Here is a 16,557-nt window from a genome sequence, read left to right as displayed (position 1 = left end):
GGCCATCGAGCCCGCGTCGCTCAGGTCACTGAATTCAGCTGTCCACCGACCGGTGGACAGCGCGCAGCCGGCGCAGCATCCGGGCGTCGGTGAAACCGACCGCGCGGGCCGCCGCCTCGACCGTGGCGCCGTGGCCGATGAGATGCTCGGCACGCTCGACGCGCAGCAATTGCTGATAGCGCAACGGTGTCAGGCCGGTCGCCTCGGTGAACTGACGGGTCAGGGTGCGCTCGCTGACCTGTGCGAAGGCGGCGATGTCAGCCAGGGCGAGCCGTCCGGTGAAGTGGCCGTCGATGTGGTCCTGTGCCCGGTGCACCGTGTCCGACAGGTGCGAACGGAACCTCAGCATCACACTGTCCTGTTGCTCCTCGCCATTACGCCGGGCGTAGACGACCATGTTGCGGGCGATGCGGGCGGCCGCTCCGGGACCGTGCCTGGTCGCGATGAGGTGCAGCGCGAGGTCGATGCCGCTGGCGATCCCGGCCGAGGTGACGATGCGTCCATCCACGACGAACAAGACGTCGCGGATCACGTGTGCTTTCGGGTAGCGGATCGCCAGCTCGTCCTGCAGCTCATGGTGTGTCGTGCACCGGCGGCCGTCGAGCAGGCCCGCCCGGCCGAGCGCGTCGGCACCCGCGCAGATGCTCGCCACCGTGCCGCCGTTGTCGTGGTGCGCCGCGATCCAGCGGGCCGTCGCCTTGGTCATGGGGCCACTGGTTTTCAGGGTTGGCGCGCGCCAGCCTGGTACACACAAAAGGTCTTGTGGGTCTAAAGCAGGCATGCCCACGGAAGCCTTGACGGGCAGGCCTTGCGCTGACCGGATCTCTTCCTGCTCCGCCACGTAATGCAGCTCGTAGCCCAGGCCGTAATTCGCCGCGATGGAAAACACCTGAGCGGGACCGGCCAGGTCGAGCAAGTGCACGCCGGGCAGGAGCAGGAAGACGATGCGGGTCATGCGATGGCTTCCGCCAGGGTCTGGATCGTGGCGAACCGGCCATCGAGCACGAACTCGGTGCGGGCGATGATGTCCGATGTGGACAGTGTGACTCCGTTGCGCTCAATGGGTTCCGTCGCGGTCGCCTCGGTCACGAAGTTCACCCTGTAGCCCAGATCCGAGGCGACGCGGGCGGTGGTCTCACAGCACTGCTCGGTGCGGATGCCGCACACGGTGACTTCGGTGACGCCGTGGGAAACCAGCAACTGCTGCAAGTTCGTTGTGGTGAAGGCATTGTGGGCGGTCTTGCGCAGCACCGGTTCGCCGTCCTTGACGATCAGCTCGTCCATGAGCCGCACGTGACCGGATTCCGGATCGAAGACCGTGCCCGTGCCCGGCTCGATGTGCAGCACCCAGATCACCTGGCCGCCCTTGGCCCGGGTCGCCTCAGCCAGCTGATTGACGCGATCAGCGACATCGGGCGTGGACGAGTTGGCCCACGAGGCGCGGGCGCGGAACGATTCCTGAACGTCAATGACGAGAAGCGCGCTATTCATGACCTGATCCTCCCGCCCGTGAATACCTGCCACCAGGCACCATCATGCCGCAGTGCGGAACGATCCGGTCAGCTTCGGCAAGTCACGCATGTCATAGAACAGGGTCGCGCCGTAGCCTTCCAGAGCGCTGGCAGGCGTCACTCCGCCCGCGTAAGCCAGACAATGCATGCCAGCCGCGATCGCCGCTTGCACGCCGGGCGCGCTGTCCTCCACGACCACACACCGCGCCGGGTCCGCGCCGAGGCTGCGGGCCGCGTGCAAGAACAGGTCAGGTGCGGGCTTGCCATGCTCGACCTCAGAAGCCGAGAAGATCCGGCCCTGGAACCGGTCATATAACCCGGTGCGGCCCAGGGTCATTTTCATTTTTTCGTGGGTACCAGATGAGGCCACACAAACGGGAAGGCTGATCTGATCGAGCGCTTCGGCGATGCCGTCGACGGCGACGACCTCTTCGGCGAGGACGCGATAGTAGAGCGCCCGGAAGTCGTCCATCCAAAGTGGAGCCCGCTGCGGCCCGAGCCAATCCGTGGCGATAGCCAGGATCGACGGCGTTGACTTGCCGACGAAGTTTTCGATGACCACCGCTTCGGTGGCCGTAAAGCCGTGCTGGGCAAGAGCTTCGATGTTGGCCCGGATGGCGATGCGTTCGCTGTCGACGAGCACCCCGTCGCAGTCAAAGATGATCAGGTCCACGCGGCGAACCCTAGCCGGCTAGCGTGACCCGGATGCACACGCGGATCGTGCTCGTTCGCCATGCGCAGTCAGTGATTCCGGTCGTGGGCGGGCCGGATGAATACACGCGTCCTTTGGCACCGCTGGGCCTCACGCAAGCGGCCGAACTCGTGCCCTCGCTGGCCTTGCTGGAGCCCCACGCGGTCTGGTCGAGCCCTTACCTGCGGGCGATCCAGACCGTGCAGCCGGTCGCTGATGCCCTCGGGCTGACCGTCGAGACCCGCGAGGATCTGCGTGAGTGGGATCACGGTTTTGAGCCGTCGCCACACTGGCTATCGTTCGTCCGCGCGAGCTGGGCTGACCCGTCGTCGGTCCGCCCCGGCGGCGAAAGCCTCGATGCGCTCGCGGCCCGTGCGTCATCGGCGGTCCGTTCCCTGGCGTCGGCCTACGAGGGACGGACCGTCCTGGTGGGCAGCCACGGCACGTTCATCTCGATGGCGTTGCGTGGTCTGGGCATTCCGTTTAGCGAGGATTCCTTCCTCCAGATGACCATGCCAGCGGTGTATCCGCTGACGTTCACGGCACTTGATGGCGTTCCCCTGGCTTCCGGTCCCGGCTTAGCTTCCGTGGAGAACAAGTAAGGGTAGGCTCACTCGAGTGGGTCACGATCACGAGCACGCGCAAGGCGCACATGCCGGGCACAGCCATGGAGTGAGTGCCGACGCGGACCGGCGATGGCTGCGGCTGGCCCTGATCCTGATCACCGGCTTCATGGCGATCGAAGTCGTGATCGGTGTGGCGGTCAAGTCGCTCGCGCTGATCTCCGACGCGGCGCACATGCTGACCGACGCCGTGTCGATCGTGCTGGCGCTGATCGCGATCGGGCTGGCGAAACGGCCCGCGCGCGGGACCTATACCTATGGGTTCAAGCGGGCCGAGATCCTGTCCGCCCAGGCCAACGGGCTTACCCTGCTGCTGTTGGCGGCCTGGCTGACCTATGAGGCCATCGAGCGGCTGATCCATCCGGCTGACGTGGTCGGCTGGCCCGTCGTGGTGACGGCCATCGCGGGCATTGGCATCAACATCCTCGCCGCGTGGGCGATCAGCAAAGCGAACCGTTCGAGCCTCAACGTCGAAGGCGCCTATCAGCACATCCTCAATGACCTCTACGGGTTCATCGCGACCGCGGTCGCGGGTGCCGTCATCGTGTTCACCGGATTCACACGCGCTGACGCGATCGCCTCACTCATCGTCGTGGTGCTGATGGTCAAGGCGGGCTATGGGCTGCTGCGCGATTCGGGGCGCATCTTCCTGGAGGCCGCACCGGCCGGGATCGATCCCGACGCGCTCGCGGACAAACTGCTCGCCCAGCCGTCCATTGTGGAGGTTCACGACCTGCACGTTTGGGTGATCACATCGAGTCAGCCCGCCCTGTCAGCACACATTCTCGTCGAACCGTCCGCGGACTGTCACGGCGCGCGGGTGCAGCTGGAAGCGTTGCTGCGCGACGACTACCACATCACGCACACGACACTGCAGGTCGACCACGTGGGCGAGGAACTGCTGCAAATCAACAAACCACCGGTGCGGCCGCATTGAGAGTCGTGTCCATCGTTCCGTCGCTGACCGAGGCCGTCGCGCTGACCGCCCCTTCGCTGCTTGCCGGAGCGACCGACTATTGCACGCATCCGGCCGGTTTGGATGTACCGCGCGTGGGTGGCAGCAAATACCCCGATCTGCCCGCCGTGCTCGCCCTCAAGCCCGATCTCGTGCTGATGAACGAGGAAGAGAACCGGCTTTCCGACGCCGAAGCGTTGCGGGCCGCCGGAGTGGCCGTGCACGTGACGTTTCCACTGACCGTCGACCAGGCACTAGCGCAGTTAAGCGAGCTGATGCAACTGCTGGGGCACCCGGATCCGGCGTGGCTGGCGGATGCTCGCCGGGCCTGGGCTGACCTGCCTGACTTGCCGCGGCGTGAGGCCGTGATCCCGGTGTGGCGGCGGCCGTGGATCGTGCTGGGCTCGGGAACCTTCGCGGGGGATGTGCTTGACCGGCTGGGCATCACGAATGTCTTTGGGACGTCACCGGAACGCTATCCCCGGCCAGCTTTGGGCGAGATGACGGCACCGCTGATTGTTTTCCCGGATGAGCCGTATTTGTTTACTTTGAACGATGGGCCGGAGTGCTTTCCTAGTACACCCTATGTCCTGGTTTCTGGAAGGCACTTGACCTGGCACGGGCCGAGCTTGGCGCAGGCACCGCGGGTTTTGGCCGAACAGCTACTCTCGGTGCGTGACCGAAGCTGATGCCGTCCCGAGTGGACTGTGGGAGCGGATGCGCCAGGATCCGCAATATGCCCCGGAACATCTTGCCCTGGAAGCTGTTCAGCGGATTGGCCCGGCTGCCGGTGATTGGGTGAGGTATGTCCGCAATGGTCAGCCACACCTGCACCCCGAACAGATAGCCGAGATCGCTCAGAAGAAGTTCACGAATATCGCTGGCCTGAGTGGCGCTGTGTCAGGCGCAGCTGGTTTGCCAGGAGCGGTGGCCGACTTCGGTTTCCTCGCGTGGACGCAAGCGCGGATGGTGCTGCACATCGCGGCCGCCTATGGCATTGATTCGGCACACCCCGACCGGGCACTGGATCTGCTGGTGCTGCAACGGGTTCACACCTACGCCGAGTCGGCGCGCCTGGCGCTCGACGTCGCCAGAGGCCGGGAAACGATCGGCGGGGCGATTCAGAAATCCAGCAAGGGCACCGGCAAAGCCGCCCTGATCGGCCAGCTCAGCGTCAAACTGGCCAAGATGGCCGGGATGCGTGCGGTCAAGCGGATCGCCGGAAAAGTCATTCCGGGCCTGGGCATCATCCTCGGGCACTGGGCAAACCGTTCCGCCACAAAGGAATTGGCTGTCCGGGCACGGGCACATTACCGGCAGGTGGCCTTCGCGATCCCGGTCCAGCGGCCGTCCTTGGAGCAGCGAGCGCCCCAGCAAGAAGAGGCTTAGGGTCAGAAATTGTCGGTCCCTGGTGCCATGATGCCGGCCATGGCGCAGGTGCTGGTGCGAGAAGAGAGCATGAGTGGGCGGGAGCTGGCCACGTGGGTGCTGCCAGACCTGCCCGAGTCGATAACCGCGCGGGAGCTCGTGCGGCTGCGAGTCCGGGAAGAAGTCGCGCGGGCCAACGTTTCCGGAGCGGCGCTCAGCTGGGAAAAGCAAGCAGACGCCGCGTGCGAAGCCTTCTACCGCAACGCTTTCGTGCTGCTGGCCGGCCAGCGCCAGATCGACAGCCTCGACGAGGTGATCGACCTGACCGTCGAGCACACCGTCTCGTTCATCAAACTAGTGCCGCTGGTGGGCGGATGAGTTCCTGGAGTGACCTGATTCCGGCCCAATCGGCCGAAGCAGCCGCGCCGATCGATGAGGCAGCGGCGCTGGGACGGCCCTTCGTCGTCGAGATCCTGGGCACCACGGCGAGTCACTACGGCGGCAAGGCCTCCTCGCTGAAGGTGTGGCGAGCGATAGAGGCCTGGCCGGCGCAGCGGCAGCGCGCTTGCGCTCTGGCCTTGCATGAGATGGCCTGCGGCGGCCTGCTGGGAATGTCGGAGCACGGCGCTGTCCTCAATGGACTGTGCGGGCTAGACCTTCCGTGGACCCGGGCGGATTTGATCTGGGCCCTGCACCGGGCGGCGCGGATGCGGGCGTCCGACCAGGCCACGTTGCACTATTCGCTGCCGGCCGCGATCGCTTCCAAACTCTCGTCATCTTCGCTACTTTCGATCGAGCCGGCGTTGTCGGCGCTGATGGCCGAGATTCACGACGACTATTTCGTGAGTGCCGAAGCCCACCGGCGCCTGACGCCGTGGCTCGGCATCGCTATCGCGACGGCAAAGGGCGCGGGCTTGCCCGCGTGGCTGTTTCACGATGGCGACGGTTTCGGGCGTGGCGTCCGCGAGGATCTCGGCGCCGAGCTGGCCGCCCCTGGGGTCGTTGACCTTCTTAAGCACTGCGTCGATCTGAGCAAGCCGGTGCCACCCGCCAAGTGGCTCAAACGTGCCCGCGAACTGTCCGGCATGGACGCGCACGCCTTGGTCCGGGGGATCCTGCGCAAGTTCATCACGTTCCCTGGCGGAGTGCATGACGACACCGACTGCCTGCTGCGGGGCATGATCTGGGTGGCCGCCGGGGATGAGGGCAAGGAAGCCACCGAGCTGCTCTCGCAGGTGCTCACCGCGGCGGCTGAAGCACCGAGAGGACCGGGTTATCCACGAGCGCCCAAGACCGCGGCGGCAGCCGTGGCCGCCTTGGTGCCGCGTCGTGGGGACACGCCGCTGATGGCAATGGCGCGCACGTCATTGGTGGTGCGCAATAAGGCTTTGCTGTCGCGGGTCCGGGCCGCGCTGGGCGAGCTAGCGGCGCTGCGGGGCTGGTCAGCTGACGAGGTCATGGAGCTCGCCGTTGACGAGCACGGGCTTGATGCCGAAGCGACGCTGACCGAGCAGGCCGATGGTCACGTGGTCACGGTCAGCATCGTGGACGGCAAGGCGAAACTGTCCGCTCCGGCGGCGGTGAAAGAGCACGCGACGGTCAGGCGGTTGCGCGAGCGGGTCAAGGACATCGGCAAGACACTGGCCACCGAACGGCTGCGCGTCGAAGGACTGCTGTCGCAGGAGCGGGAGTGGGCCTGGGAAACATGGGTTCAGCGCTATCTGACCCATCCGGTCACGTCCGTCTTCGGGCGCCAGCTGATCTGGGAGTCCACAACGGACGGTGTGTCGTGGCACGCGGGGGTTCCCGTCCGCGGTGATCACGGCTGGGAGCTATCCGGTGCCAGGGGTGGGCGTGTGCGGCTGTGGCATCCGGCCCGCGCGACGGCCGCCGAGGTGGAGCGCTGGCGAGCGCTGGTGTCCGAGGGTGGGCTGGCTCAGCCGTTCAAGCAGGCGTTCCGCGAGGTCTACCTGCTGACCCCGGCCGAGGTCGAGACCGGCCGCTACTCCAACCGGTTCGCCTCACACATCTTGCGTTACCGCCAGGCCAACGCGCTGATGCGCGTGCGCGGCTGGCACGCCGGTTACCTCGGCACGTGGGACGGTGGCTATGAAAGTGAAGCGGTCAAAGAGTTTGGCGGCGGTGACTGGCGCGCGGTCTTCTTCCACAGCCTGGTCGAAAACGAGGACCGCCACGACTACACCGTGCACTACTGCTCCACCGATCAGGTGCGGTTTCACCGCCGCTGCGGTGCGGCGTGGGATTGGGTGCCGCTCAACGACGTTCCACCGCTGGTGTTCAGCGAGGCGATGCGAGACGTCGATCTTTTCGTTGGCGTGACGTCGATCGCGGGCGACCCGGAGTGGGCAGACCGGGGCGAGAACCGCTTCCTCGACTATTGGCAGAGCACGACCTTTGGTGAGCTAACCGCGACGGCGGAGATCCGCCGCGACGCGCTGGAACGGCTCATTCCCCGCACCAAACTCGCGGCCGTGGCAGCGATCGAGGGAAAGTTCTTGCGTGTCAAGGGAACGCGCCGGGAGTACAAGATTCATGTGGGTTCTGGCAACATCCTGATGGAGCCCAACGACGTGTATCTGTGCATTGTGCCGTCCGGCAAGGCTGGACCCAAGCTGCACCTGCCCTTTGACGAGGATCCGGTGCTGTCGGTGATCCTGTCCAAGGCTTTCCTGCTCGCCGCTGATGACAAGATCACAGACCAAACCATCCTGCGGCAACTGTCCTACTGACCTAGGGTGGGTGGCGTGGCGAGGCACATAGAGTTCAGTGAGGTCATCAACTTCCGGGATATGGGCGGATACACAGGACACAACGGGTGCACGATCCCGTGGGGTGTGCTTTACCGCTCGGGCAACTTAGGGCGGCTCGAAGGTGAAGGGCTGCAACGCTTTCAGGACTTAGGGATCACCACGGTGATCGACCTGCGTTACCCGTCGGAGATCGAGCGCAATGGCCGCGTTCCGCACGCCGATGGGCTGACCTACCACAACTTGAGCATTGAGCACCGGCCCTATATGCAAGGCGACCTCGCCGAGGACGTCGATGCCGTTTCCTATCTGGCGGAAAGGTATCTGGAGGTCACCGAAGATGGGGTGGCCGAGATCCGGCAGGTGCTGCGGGCCATCGCCACGGCACCGGGGCCGCTCGTCTTCCACTGCGCCGCTGGCAAGGACCGCACGGGCATCATTGGCGCGCTGTTGCTGACGATCCTCGGAGTGTCCGAAGAGGACATCATCGCTGACTTCGCGCTCACGGAGCTGGCCACGCAGCGGCTAGTGGAGCGGATGCGGGCCAAGCGTGGAGAAGGCGCCTATCTGTGGCCCGGCTATGGCACCGCCCCGGCCGCGTTGATGGAGCTTTTCTTAGCCAAACTCAAGGCAGCGCATGGCTCGGTGGAGGACTATCTGACGCGGACGGTCGGGCTGACCCAGGCCGACGTCGACGCGATCCGTGCGCGGCTGTTGTCATGACGCTGCACGGCCCGTGGCCGGGAGAAGGGGCCGCGCCACGATACGGCGCCTTGGCCAAGGTGGCCGTCATAGCCGACGTGCACGGCAACATCCCCGCGCTGGAGGCTGTGCTCGCCGAGATCGACGCTCTGGGCGTTGATCTGATCGTCCACTGTGGAGACTTGACCTGGGGACCGGAACCGGAGCGCACGTTCAAGCTCCTGCGTGATCTGCCAGCCGTGTGCGTGCGTGGCAACGCTGACCGGGCCGTGGTGGAGCTGGCTCGCGGGCTGCGCGAGCCGGGGGACCGGCCACGTGACCCGTGGATGCCCGGCCAGCATTCCGAGGAGGCCGTCGCCTATCTCGCGGAGATGCCGTTCACGCTCGTGGTCGAGGTGACGGGCCTCGGGGCGGTCCGTTTCTGTCACGGGTCACCGCGCAGTGATACGGAATGTGTGACGCCGGCGACACCGGCCGAGCGGTTCGAGGAGCTGTCGGCGTCGGTCAGTGAGCAGATCATCGTCACCGGGCACACCCACCTTCAGTTCGACCGGCGCGTGGCCGGGCGGCGCAGCGTCAACCCGGGAAGCGTTGGCCTGCCTTATCACGAGGGCCCGCCCGGCACGGCCTACTGGGCACTCTTCGGGCCTGACGTGGAGCTGCGCCAAACACGCTATGACGTCAGTGAATCCGTCGCGAGAGCACACGAGGCGGGCGACCCGAGCGCGGACACCATCGCGCAGTTGCTCACGAAGCCACCGACCTCGGCAGAGGTGACGGCACACGCGGAAGGGCTCGTGTTTTCCGACTAGCTGGTTCCACTAAGGGGCAATCCTGAGGGCAGGCGTGCATGGACCTTCTACCGTTGAGTCCATGAATGCGAATCGTCCGCGTCTTGTCCGCCCACGTCATGGCCGCGTCTTCGCTGGCGTTTGCGCCGGCCTGGCCCGCAGGTTCGGAATCTCACCGTTCATGATGCGGCTGCTGTTCCTCCTGTCCTGCTTGCTTCCCGGCCCGCAGTTCATCATCTACATCGCCCTGTGGATCATCGTCCCGAATGAGGACAAGGTCTACTCCCACGCGTAACGGGAAGGCGCCATGGGCAGGAAGGCGCTACCTTCTTGCCCATGGATCAGATAGGACACCGGCGGCCACGCCAGGCCCGCTGGCTGGCGGCCAGTCTCGCCGGCGTGGGCTTGGCTGGCGCGGCCCAAGCAGTGGCGGCGATGTCGCAGAGCGCCCACTTGACGGCAAACCTGGCCGCAGCCCGGGAAGCGGCTCAAGGCCTCGCCGACGCCGAACGGGCCATCAGCTCGCTGACCGCCTCCGCGGAGCTCGGGCTGGTGCTCGGAATACTGGGCCTAAGCGGTGGGCTCCTGGCCTGGATGGTCTACACAGCCCGATGGAAGGCCCGTTTCATCGCCGCCGTCTGCGGCATCTCCCTGGCCACCGGGCAGCTGCTCCTCATGAGCGAAAATGTGGGACTGCGCTTCGTTGATGATGTTGACAACGGCGCACGGGCGGACCTCGTCAACTCGCTGCTCATCCATCCCGCCTACCTGGGTGTGTTGCTTACCGCCCAAATAGCGACGCTAGTGCTCGGCATCGCCGCGTTCATCCTGACCTTCCAGCCCGCCGTCGGCGAATTCCTGAGCATCAGGTCGGAACCAGCTCCCGACGACGAGTGGGACCGGGCTGTCGCCGCTCGCCGTCAAGCGGTGGAACTCAAGCGCGACAGCGTCTAGCGATCCCAGCCGGGACGGGCCGGGCGCAGGCCCGTCTTGTCGTCGCGGCTGCGGTAGACGAGGTACGGGCGAAACAGGTATTGCACGGGGGCGGCGAAGGCGTGGATGAGCCGCGTGAACGGCCAGATCGCGAACAGGGCCATGCCGATCAGGGTGTGCAGTTTGAACGCGAACGGCACCGCGGCCATGTCCGCTATCCGGGGTTGCAGGATGAACAGGCTGCGAAACCACGGCGCGACCGTCGCCCGGTAGTTGTATCCATCGCCGGAACCGTTGGCTAGCACCGTGGTCGCGAGCCCCGCGACGAGAGCGAGCACGAGCACCACGTACATCAGCTTGTCGTTCTTGGTCGTCGCCGCGAACACCGACCGGACCGTCCGGCGGCGGAAGATGAGGATCGTGATGCCAGCAAGCGTTGCTACGCCAGCGATTCCGCCGAGGACAACCGCTGTTAGGTGGTAGCCGTGTTCACTGATGCCGGCCTTGGCGGTCCAGGATTCTGGGATCACCAGGCCCATGATGTGCCCGCCGACCACGAGGAGAAGTCCAAAGTGGAATAGCGGGCTGCCGATGCGCAGCAGCCGGCTTTCGTAAAGCTGCGAGGAACGGGTCGTCCAGCCGAACTTGTCGTAGCGGTAACGCCAGATCGCCCCGCCCACCAGGAGCCCGATGGCGAGGTAGGGCAGGACTCCCCACAGCAACAGGTTCATCGCAGCCCCACCATCTCTAGCGGCGGCTGCTGCTGTTCCATTGGCGGGCCGGGCGGAACGCTGCGGATCACCGCCTCGACCGGGACGGCATAGATCGTGCCGGCCTTTTGCAACGCGCGGTGCAGGTTTTCCATCGCGGGACGATAGGCCGACAGGAACTGGCTGTCACCGGTGCGCGCGGAGTATTCGAGCACGGCCGGCAGGAAGTCAGGCAACTCGGCGTCGGTCAGCAGCAGGCCCGACTGGGCATAGGCGCGCTTGAGCGTGACAAGGGAGCCGCCCCGCCGCCGGGTGTCGCCATCGACGTGCCACGTGAGGTAGAGACTGTGCCGATTGGTGAAGTCGAACGTCTCCACGTAGTGGCACTCAAGGTTTTCCGATGTGAGCGCCAGATCCACGAACGACGGCAGGATATCGCGGACCAGGGACAGGTCATCGCGTACCGGATAGCGAAGACAGACCGACGCGGCCTGCCACAGCAGACGGTCAAGGCTGGTCACGGGTCTGCCTTTCCTTGGTGAGGTGGAAGCTTTCGATCGACACCGGCACGGGACGGCCCGAGTCACTGCCGAACGCCGCTTCACCACCCTCGTAACCGGCGACGCTGCACACCGCCTCTTCCAGCTGGTGTGCCTGCTCGGTGTGCGCGGCCGGAATGACATACCGCTCTTCGTATTTCGCGAGGGCCAGCAGGCGATAGAGCCGGTCCATCGCGGGGTCGCTGTCTGCGGCCTCGCCCAGGTTCTTCTTGGACATGTAGGCACGCATGGCGGCCAGGGTTTGCAGCGACCAGGTCACCGGCGCGGGATCACCCGCGGAAAACAGCGAGGCGAGGTATTCCACCGGGATGCGCAGCGAGCCGATCGCCCCGAACAGATTGCCTTGCGCTTCACCGTCATGACCCGTCTGGGCCAATGCGTTGACCATCGGCGACAACGGCGGGATGTACCAGACCATCGGCAGCGTGCGGTATTCCGGGTGCAGGGGCAGCGCTACCTGGTACTCCTTGACGAGTTGATAGACGGGCGATTTGCGCGCGGCGTCCAGCCAGTCCTGCGGAATCCCGGCGTTGAGAGCCGCCGCCGCGATCACGTCGTCGTTGGGGTCGAGGATGACGTCGAGCTGCGCCTGGTACAGATCCTGCTCATCGGCGACGGATGCCGCGGCGGTCACCCGATCGGCGTCATAGAGCAGCAGCCCGAGATAGCGCAGGCGCCCGACACACGTCTCGGAGCACACCGTCGGCAGCCCCACTTCGATGCGCGGATAGCAGAACGTGCACTTTTCCGCCTTGCCGGTGGAGTGGTTGAAGTAGACCTTCTTGTAGGGGCAGCCCGTCACACACATGCGCCAGCCACGGCACTGGTCCTGGTCGACGAGCACGATGCCGTCCTCGGCGCGTTTGTACATCGCTCCGCTCGGGCAGGACGCGACGCAAGACGGGTTTAGGCAGTGGTTACAAAGTCGCGGGAGATAGAACAGGAACGCCTCTTCGTATTCGAGCTTGACCTGTTCGTTCAGCTTTTCCAGCATCGGGTCCTGGTTGACCGGCCCGCCGAGCGCGTCATCCCAGTTCGCGCCGCGCGTGACCGCCATCGGCCGGCCCGTGATCTGCGAAACCGGTTGCGCGACAGGAACATCGTCGCCGGCCGGGGCATCGGTCAGCGTGCGGTAGTCGTAGGTCCAGGGTTCGTAATAGTCCTCTAACGACGGCAGTGTGGGGTTGGAGAAGATGGTCAGCAGCTTCTTGAACCGCCCGCCCGCCTTGAGTTTCAGCCCACCGTTGCGTGTGCGCTTCCAGCCGCCCTGCCACTTTTCCTGATCCTCGTAACGCCGCGGATATCCTTGCCCGGGACGGGATTCCACGTTGTTGAACCAGACGTATTCCATCCCCGTGCGGTTGGTCCACACCTGTTTGCATGTCACCGAGCAGGTGTGGCAGCCAATGCACTTATCGAGGTTCATCACCATCGCCATCTGAGCCATGATGCGCATTTAGTACGTCACCTCCTGCTGGCGTTTGCGGATGATGGTGACCTCGTCACGCTGATTGCCTGTCGGGCCAAGGTAGTTGAACGCGAAGCTCAGCTGGGCGTAACCGCCAATGAGATGCGTCGGCTTGATGAGCAGGCGCGTGAGCGAGTTGTGGATGCCGCCGCGTTTGCCGGTGGTTTCCGTCTTCGGGACGCCGACGAGGCGGTCCTGAGCGTGATACATGTAAACCGTTCCGGGTGGCATCTTGTGCGAGACGATCGCCCGCGCGGCCACCACCCCGTTGGGGTTCAAGGCTTCTATCCAGTCGTTGTCCTCGATGCCGAGCTTTTCAGCGTCCTCGTTGGACATCCAGATCGACTGTCCGCCACGGGAAAGCGTCAGCATGAACAGGTTGTCCTGATACTCCGAGTGAATCGACCACTTGGAGTGCGGCGTGAGATAGCGCACCTGCAGCTCACCCGGCCCGGTTTCCAGTCGTGCCATGGCTAGCGGCGGGCGATAGGTCGGCAAAGTCTCGCCGTACTCATGCATCCAGTCGTGGTCGAGGAAGAAGTGCTGCCGTCCCGTGAGCGTGTGCCACGGCTTGTCGTGCTCGACGTTGATGGTGAAAGCGCTGTAGCGACGGCCGCCGGTCTCGCTGCCACTCCACTCCGGACTCGTCACCACCGGCGTCGGGCGAGCTTGCGTGTCGGCGAACACGATGCGCTTGCCCTCGTTTTCGAGCGCGAGGTGCTTGAGGCCGGTGCCGGTGCGCTTTTCGAGGGTTTCAAAACCCTGCAAAGCCAAACGCCCATTGGTGGTACCAGATAAGGCCAGAATCGCTTCGCACACCGCGATGTCGGTCGCCAGGGACGGCCGTCCGTTGACTTCACCGTTGCGTCTCTTGAGTTCGGCGATCTCCTGGCCGACGTGATAGGTGATGCCCTTGGTAGTGACGCCCAGCTTGTCTGGCAGCGGGCCAAGGCTTTTCATCTTGTCAGCGATCGCCCCATAGTCGCGCTCAACAACCGTGAGCAGAGGCATCGTCTTGCCCGGAATCGCGGGAGCCCCGGCGCGCCAGTCACTTTCGTGGCCGCCGGGTTGCGCCATCTCGGCGGGGGAGTCGTGCAAAAGTGGCGTGGCGACAAGGTCTTGCTTCACGCCCAGGTGGCGGGCGCCCAGCTCACTGAACTTCTCCGCGATGTCGTGGAAGATGGCGAAGTCGGTGCGCGTCTGCCACGGTGGCGGAATCGCGGGCGTGAACGCGTGCACGAACGGGTGCATGTCGGTGCTGGAGAGGTCGTGTTTTTCGTACCACGTCGCGGCAGGCAAGACGACATCGGCGAACATCGTCGTGCTGGTCATCCGGAAGTCCAGTGCTACCAATAGGTCTAGCTTGCCTTCCGGTGCCGTCTCCCGCCAGGCGACGTCACGTGGCCGGTGGCCCGGCTCGGCGGGCGTGGCACGCAGGTTGGAATCGGTGCCTAGCAGGTGTTTGAGGAAGTATTCGTTGCCCTTGGCGCTGGAGCCGAGCAGGTTGGCCCGCCAGACGGTCAGCACACGGGGCCAGTTCTCCGGGGCGTCGGGGTCTTCGGCGGCGAACTTGATAGTGCCGTCCTTGATGCCCTCTAGCGTGAGATCTACGCCCTGCTCGCCGAGGTCGACGGGATTGCGGTTGAAGGTTGGGTAGGACGGCATCCAGCCCAGGCGGGCGCTCAGGGCGATCAGGTCGGCCGTGTGCCGGGTGTCCTGTTTGGACAGAGGACTGCGAAGCTGGCTGACGCTCGTGGAGTCGTAGCGCCACTGGCTCGTATTCAAGTACCAGTAAGGTGTTCCGGCCATGTGCCGGGGCGGGCGGGACCAGTCGCTGGCGCTGGCGATGGTTGCCCATCCGGTGACAGGGCGGCACTTCTCCTGCCCCACATAGTGTCCCCAGCCGCCGCCGTTGCGGCCCTGGCAACCGGTGAGCGTGAGCAGAGCCAGGAATCCGCGATAGATGGTGTCGGAGTGGAACCAGTGGTTCGTGCCCGCGCCCATCAGAATCATGCAGCGGCCGCCGGACTTGAGCGCGGTGCGGCCGAACTCCTTGGCGACCCGCTCGATCTGGTTCGCGTTGACTCCCGTGACGCCGTGTGCCCAGTCTGGCGTGTAGTCGCGGTATTGAGCCTTCAGCAGTTCGAAAACCGTCGTGACGGTATGCGGGCCGACCCGCCGGGTCTGAACCGTTGTTTCGCTGACGCCGTGGTCTTCCCTAAAGTGGGGGAGTTTGATGATTGCGGTCTGTTCTCCGCCGGTTAACGAGGGATCGATGCCGTTTAAGTCCAGGTTCCACTTGCCGAAACCCGTTTCGGCCCAACGGAACCCGAGCGACCCGTTAGGCACCACCGCTGTGTCGGCCTTGCTGTCCCACAGCACCGTCTTGAACGCTGAGCCCTCGCCAGCGTCGCCGAGATCCTTGGCGGTCAGGAACTTCGACGGCTGACCGTCCACAATGGTCACCAGAAACGGTGCGTCGGTGTACTTCTTCAGGTAGTCCTCGTTGATGAGATGGTGTTTGAGGAGCACGTGTCCCATCGCCATCGCGAGCGCGCCATCGGTGCCCGGGCGGGCCGGCATCCACTCGTCGGCGAACTTCACGTTGTCGGCGTAATCAGGGGACACGACAACGACTTTCTGCCCCCTATAACGTGCCTCGGCCATCCAGTGGGCGTCGGGCGTACGGGTGACGGGCACGTTGGAGCCCCACATCATCAGGTAGGCCGCGTCCCACCAGTCCGCTGATTCCGGCACGTCGGTCTGGTCGCCGAAGACCTGAGGTGACGCGACCGGAAGGTCGGCATACCAGTCGTAGAACGACAGCATCGCCCCGCCGATGAGACTGATGAACCGTGCCCCGGCCGCGTGCGACGCCATCGACATGGCCGGGATGGGGGAGAAGCCGGCGATACGGTCCGGGCCGTACTTCTTGATCGTGTGCACGTGCGCGGCGGCGACGATCTCTATAGCGGTCTGCCAGTCCGTGCGCACGAGACCGCCCTTGCCGCGGGCCTTCTTGTAGTCACTCTTTATGGAGGCCCACGCTTGCACTGGGTCGGCGGTCTTGCGCGCCGTTAGATACGCCTCCAGGAGCACGCCGCGCACGTAGGGATAGCGCACGCGCGTGGGCGAATAGGTGTACCAGGAAAACGCCGCTCCGCGCGGGCAGCCCCGGGGTTCGTACTCGGGCTTGTCCGGGCCGACGCTCGGGTAGTCGGTCTGCTGCGTCTCCCACGTGATGATGCCGTCCTTGACGTAAACCTTCCACGAGCACGAGCCGGTGCAGTTGACGCCGTGGGTTGAGCGCACGACTCTGTCATGACTCCAGCGGTCGCGGTAGAAGACGTCGCCTTCCCGCCCGCCTACTTTGTAGACAGCGCGCAGGTCCTCACTGGCGTCCCGGGTGAAGTAACGCCCGGTCTGCAAAAGGAGGTCTTCCACAACTGCCACATTTGGACCATAACGGCCGCTTCC

17 protein-coding genes are annotated in these 16,557 nt (G+C 65.0%); 10 read left to right on the top strand and 7 right to left on the bottom strand.

The window, feature by feature from the left end; all coding sequences use genetic code 11:
- Positions 1–34: 34 nt before the first annotated feature.
- From A3E1_RS0129350 to A3E1_RS0129340, 3 genes are read right to left on the bottom strand one after another with little or no spacing between them, the layout of a single operon-like run.
- Positions 35–955, bottom strand: coding sequence for a GlxA family transcriptional regulator (locus tag A3E1_RS0129350; protein ID WP_020524379.1), 921 nt, complete (start codon positions 953–955; stop codon positions 35–37).
- Positions 952–1,491 (bottom strand): cysteine hydrolase family protein, encoded by a 540-nt coding sequence (locus A3E1_RS0129345; RefSeq protein WP_020524378.1) that lies wholly within the window; start codon positions 1,489–1,491, stop codon positions 952–954. The genes A3E1_RS0129350 and A3E1_RS0129345 overlap by 4 nt, the downstream gene beginning before the upstream one ends.
- Before the next feature lie 42 nt (positions 1,492–1,533).
- Positions 1,534–2,184: an HAD family hydrolase gene (locus A3E1_RS0129340; RefSeq protein ID WP_020524377.1), complete on the bottom strand. Its 651-nt coding sequence runs from the start codon at positions 2,182–2,184 to the stop codon at positions 1,534–1,536.
- A gap of 32 nt (positions 2,185–2,216) precedes the next feature.
- Here A3E1_RS0129340 and A3E1_RS0129335 point away from each other — a divergent pair, with 32 nt between their 5' ends.
- From A3E1_RS0129335 to A3E1_RS0129290, 10 genes are all read left to right on the top strand, one after another.
- Entirely contained in the window at positions 2,217–2,804 is a 588-nt protein-coding gene (locus tag A3E1_RS0129335) for a histidine phosphatase family protein (RefSeq protein WP_026208962.1), read from the top strand.
- Positions 2,805–2,820: 16 nt separating this feature from the next.
- Entirely contained in the window at positions 2,821–3,762 is a 942-nt protein-coding gene (locus A3E1_RS42705) for a cation diffusion facilitator family transporter (protein ID WP_020524375.1), read from the top strand.
- On the top strand, positions 3,759–4,469 hold the full coding sequence (locus A3E1_RS0129325; RefSeq protein ID WP_026208961.1) for a helical backbone metal receptor: 711 nt from the start codon (positions 3,759–3,761) through the stop codon (positions 4,467–4,469). The genes A3E1_RS42705 and A3E1_RS0129325 overlap by 4 nt, the downstream gene beginning before the upstream one ends.
- Positions 4,456–5,169 (top strand): EcsC family protein, encoded by a 714-nt coding sequence (locus A3E1_RS0129320; protein ID WP_020524373.1) that lies wholly within the window; start codon positions 4,456–4,458, stop codon positions 5,167–5,169. Before A3E1_RS0129325 ends, A3E1_RS0129320 begins: the two co-directional genes overlap by 14 nt.
- 39 nt (positions 5,170–5,208) lie before the next feature.
- Complete coding sequence (locus tag A3E1_RS0129315) at positions 5,209–5,526, top strand: hypothetical protein (protein ID WP_026208960.1); 318 nt, start codon at positions 5,209–5,211, stop codon at positions 5,524–5,526.
- Entirely contained in the window at positions 5,523–7,898 is a 2,376-nt protein-coding gene (locus tag A3E1_RS45215) for a DUF4132 domain-containing protein (RefSeq protein ID WP_020524371.1), read from the top strand. Before A3E1_RS0129315 ends, A3E1_RS45215 begins: the two co-directional genes overlap by 4 nt.
- A 15-nt stretch (positions 7,899–7,913) precedes the next feature.
- On the top strand, positions 7,914–8,639 hold the full coding sequence (locus A3E1_RS0129305) for a tyrosine-protein phosphatase (protein WP_026208959.1): 726 nt from the start codon (positions 7,914–7,916) through the stop codon (positions 8,637–8,639).
- Positions 8,636–9,430, top strand: a complete 795-nt coding sequence (locus tag A3E1_RS0129300; protein WP_020524369.1) for a metallophosphoesterase family protein — start codon at positions 8,636–8,638, stop codon at positions 9,428–9,430. The genes A3E1_RS0129305 and A3E1_RS0129300 overlap by 4 nt, the downstream gene beginning before the upstream one ends.
- A gap of 61 nt (positions 9,431–9,491) precedes the next feature.
- Positions 9,492–9,704 carry a PspC domain-containing protein gene (locus A3E1_RS0129295; protein ID WP_020524368.1) on the top strand — a complete coding sequence of 71 codons (213 nt, stop codon included), beginning with the start codon at positions 9,492–9,494 and terminating at the stop codon, positions 9,702–9,704.
- 41 nt (positions 9,705–9,745) lie between these two features.
- Positions 9,746–10,363 (top strand): hypothetical protein, encoded by a 618-nt coding sequence (locus A3E1_RS0129290; protein WP_020524367.1) that lies wholly within the window; start codon positions 9,746–9,748, stop codon positions 10,361–10,363.
- Here the strand turns inward: A3E1_RS0129290 and narI are convergent.
- Genes narI through A3E1_RS0129270 form a run of 4 tightly spaced genes read right to left on the bottom strand, consistent with a single transcriptional unit; the run spans position 10,360 to position 16,524 of the window.
- Positions 10,360–11,073, bottom strand: a complete 714-nt coding sequence (gene narI / locus A3E1_RS0129285; RefSeq protein ID WP_020524366.1) for a respiratory nitrate reductase subunit gamma — start codon at positions 11,071–11,073, stop codon at positions 10,360–10,362. The two genes, A3E1_RS0129290 and narI, sit on opposite strands and share 4 nt — an antisense overlap.
- Positions 11,070–11,573, bottom strand: coding sequence for a nitrate reductase molybdenum cofactor assembly chaperone (narJ, locus tag A3E1_RS0129280; protein WP_020524365.1), 504 nt, complete (start codon positions 11,571–11,573; stop codon positions 11,070–11,072). Before narJ ends, narI begins: the two co-directional genes overlap by 4 nt.
- The gene (gene narH, locus A3E1_RS0129275; RefSeq protein WP_020524364.1) at positions 11,560–13,068 is read right to left on the bottom strand and encodes a nitrate reductase subunit beta; all 1,509 of its coding nucleotides are present in this window, start codon (positions 13,066–13,068) and stop codon (positions 11,560–11,562) included. Before narH ends, narJ begins: the two co-directional genes overlap by 14 nt.
- The gene (locus A3E1_RS0129270) at positions 13,069–16,524 is read right to left on the bottom strand and encodes a nitrate reductase subunit alpha (RefSeq protein ID WP_020524363.1); all 3,456 of its coding nucleotides are present in this window, start codon (positions 16,522–16,524) and stop codon (positions 13,069–13,071) included.
- Between the last annotated feature and the right edge of the window lie 33 nt (positions 16,525–16,557).

Origin of the sequence: Catelliglobosispora koreensis DSM 44566 (assembly GCF_000379685.1) — a bacterium.
Lineage (GTDB): Bacteria > Actinomycetota > Actinomycetes > Mycobacteriales > Micromonosporaceae > Catelliglobosispora > Catelliglobosispora koreensis.
This window is presented reverse-complemented; position numbering and strand designations above follow the sequence as displayed.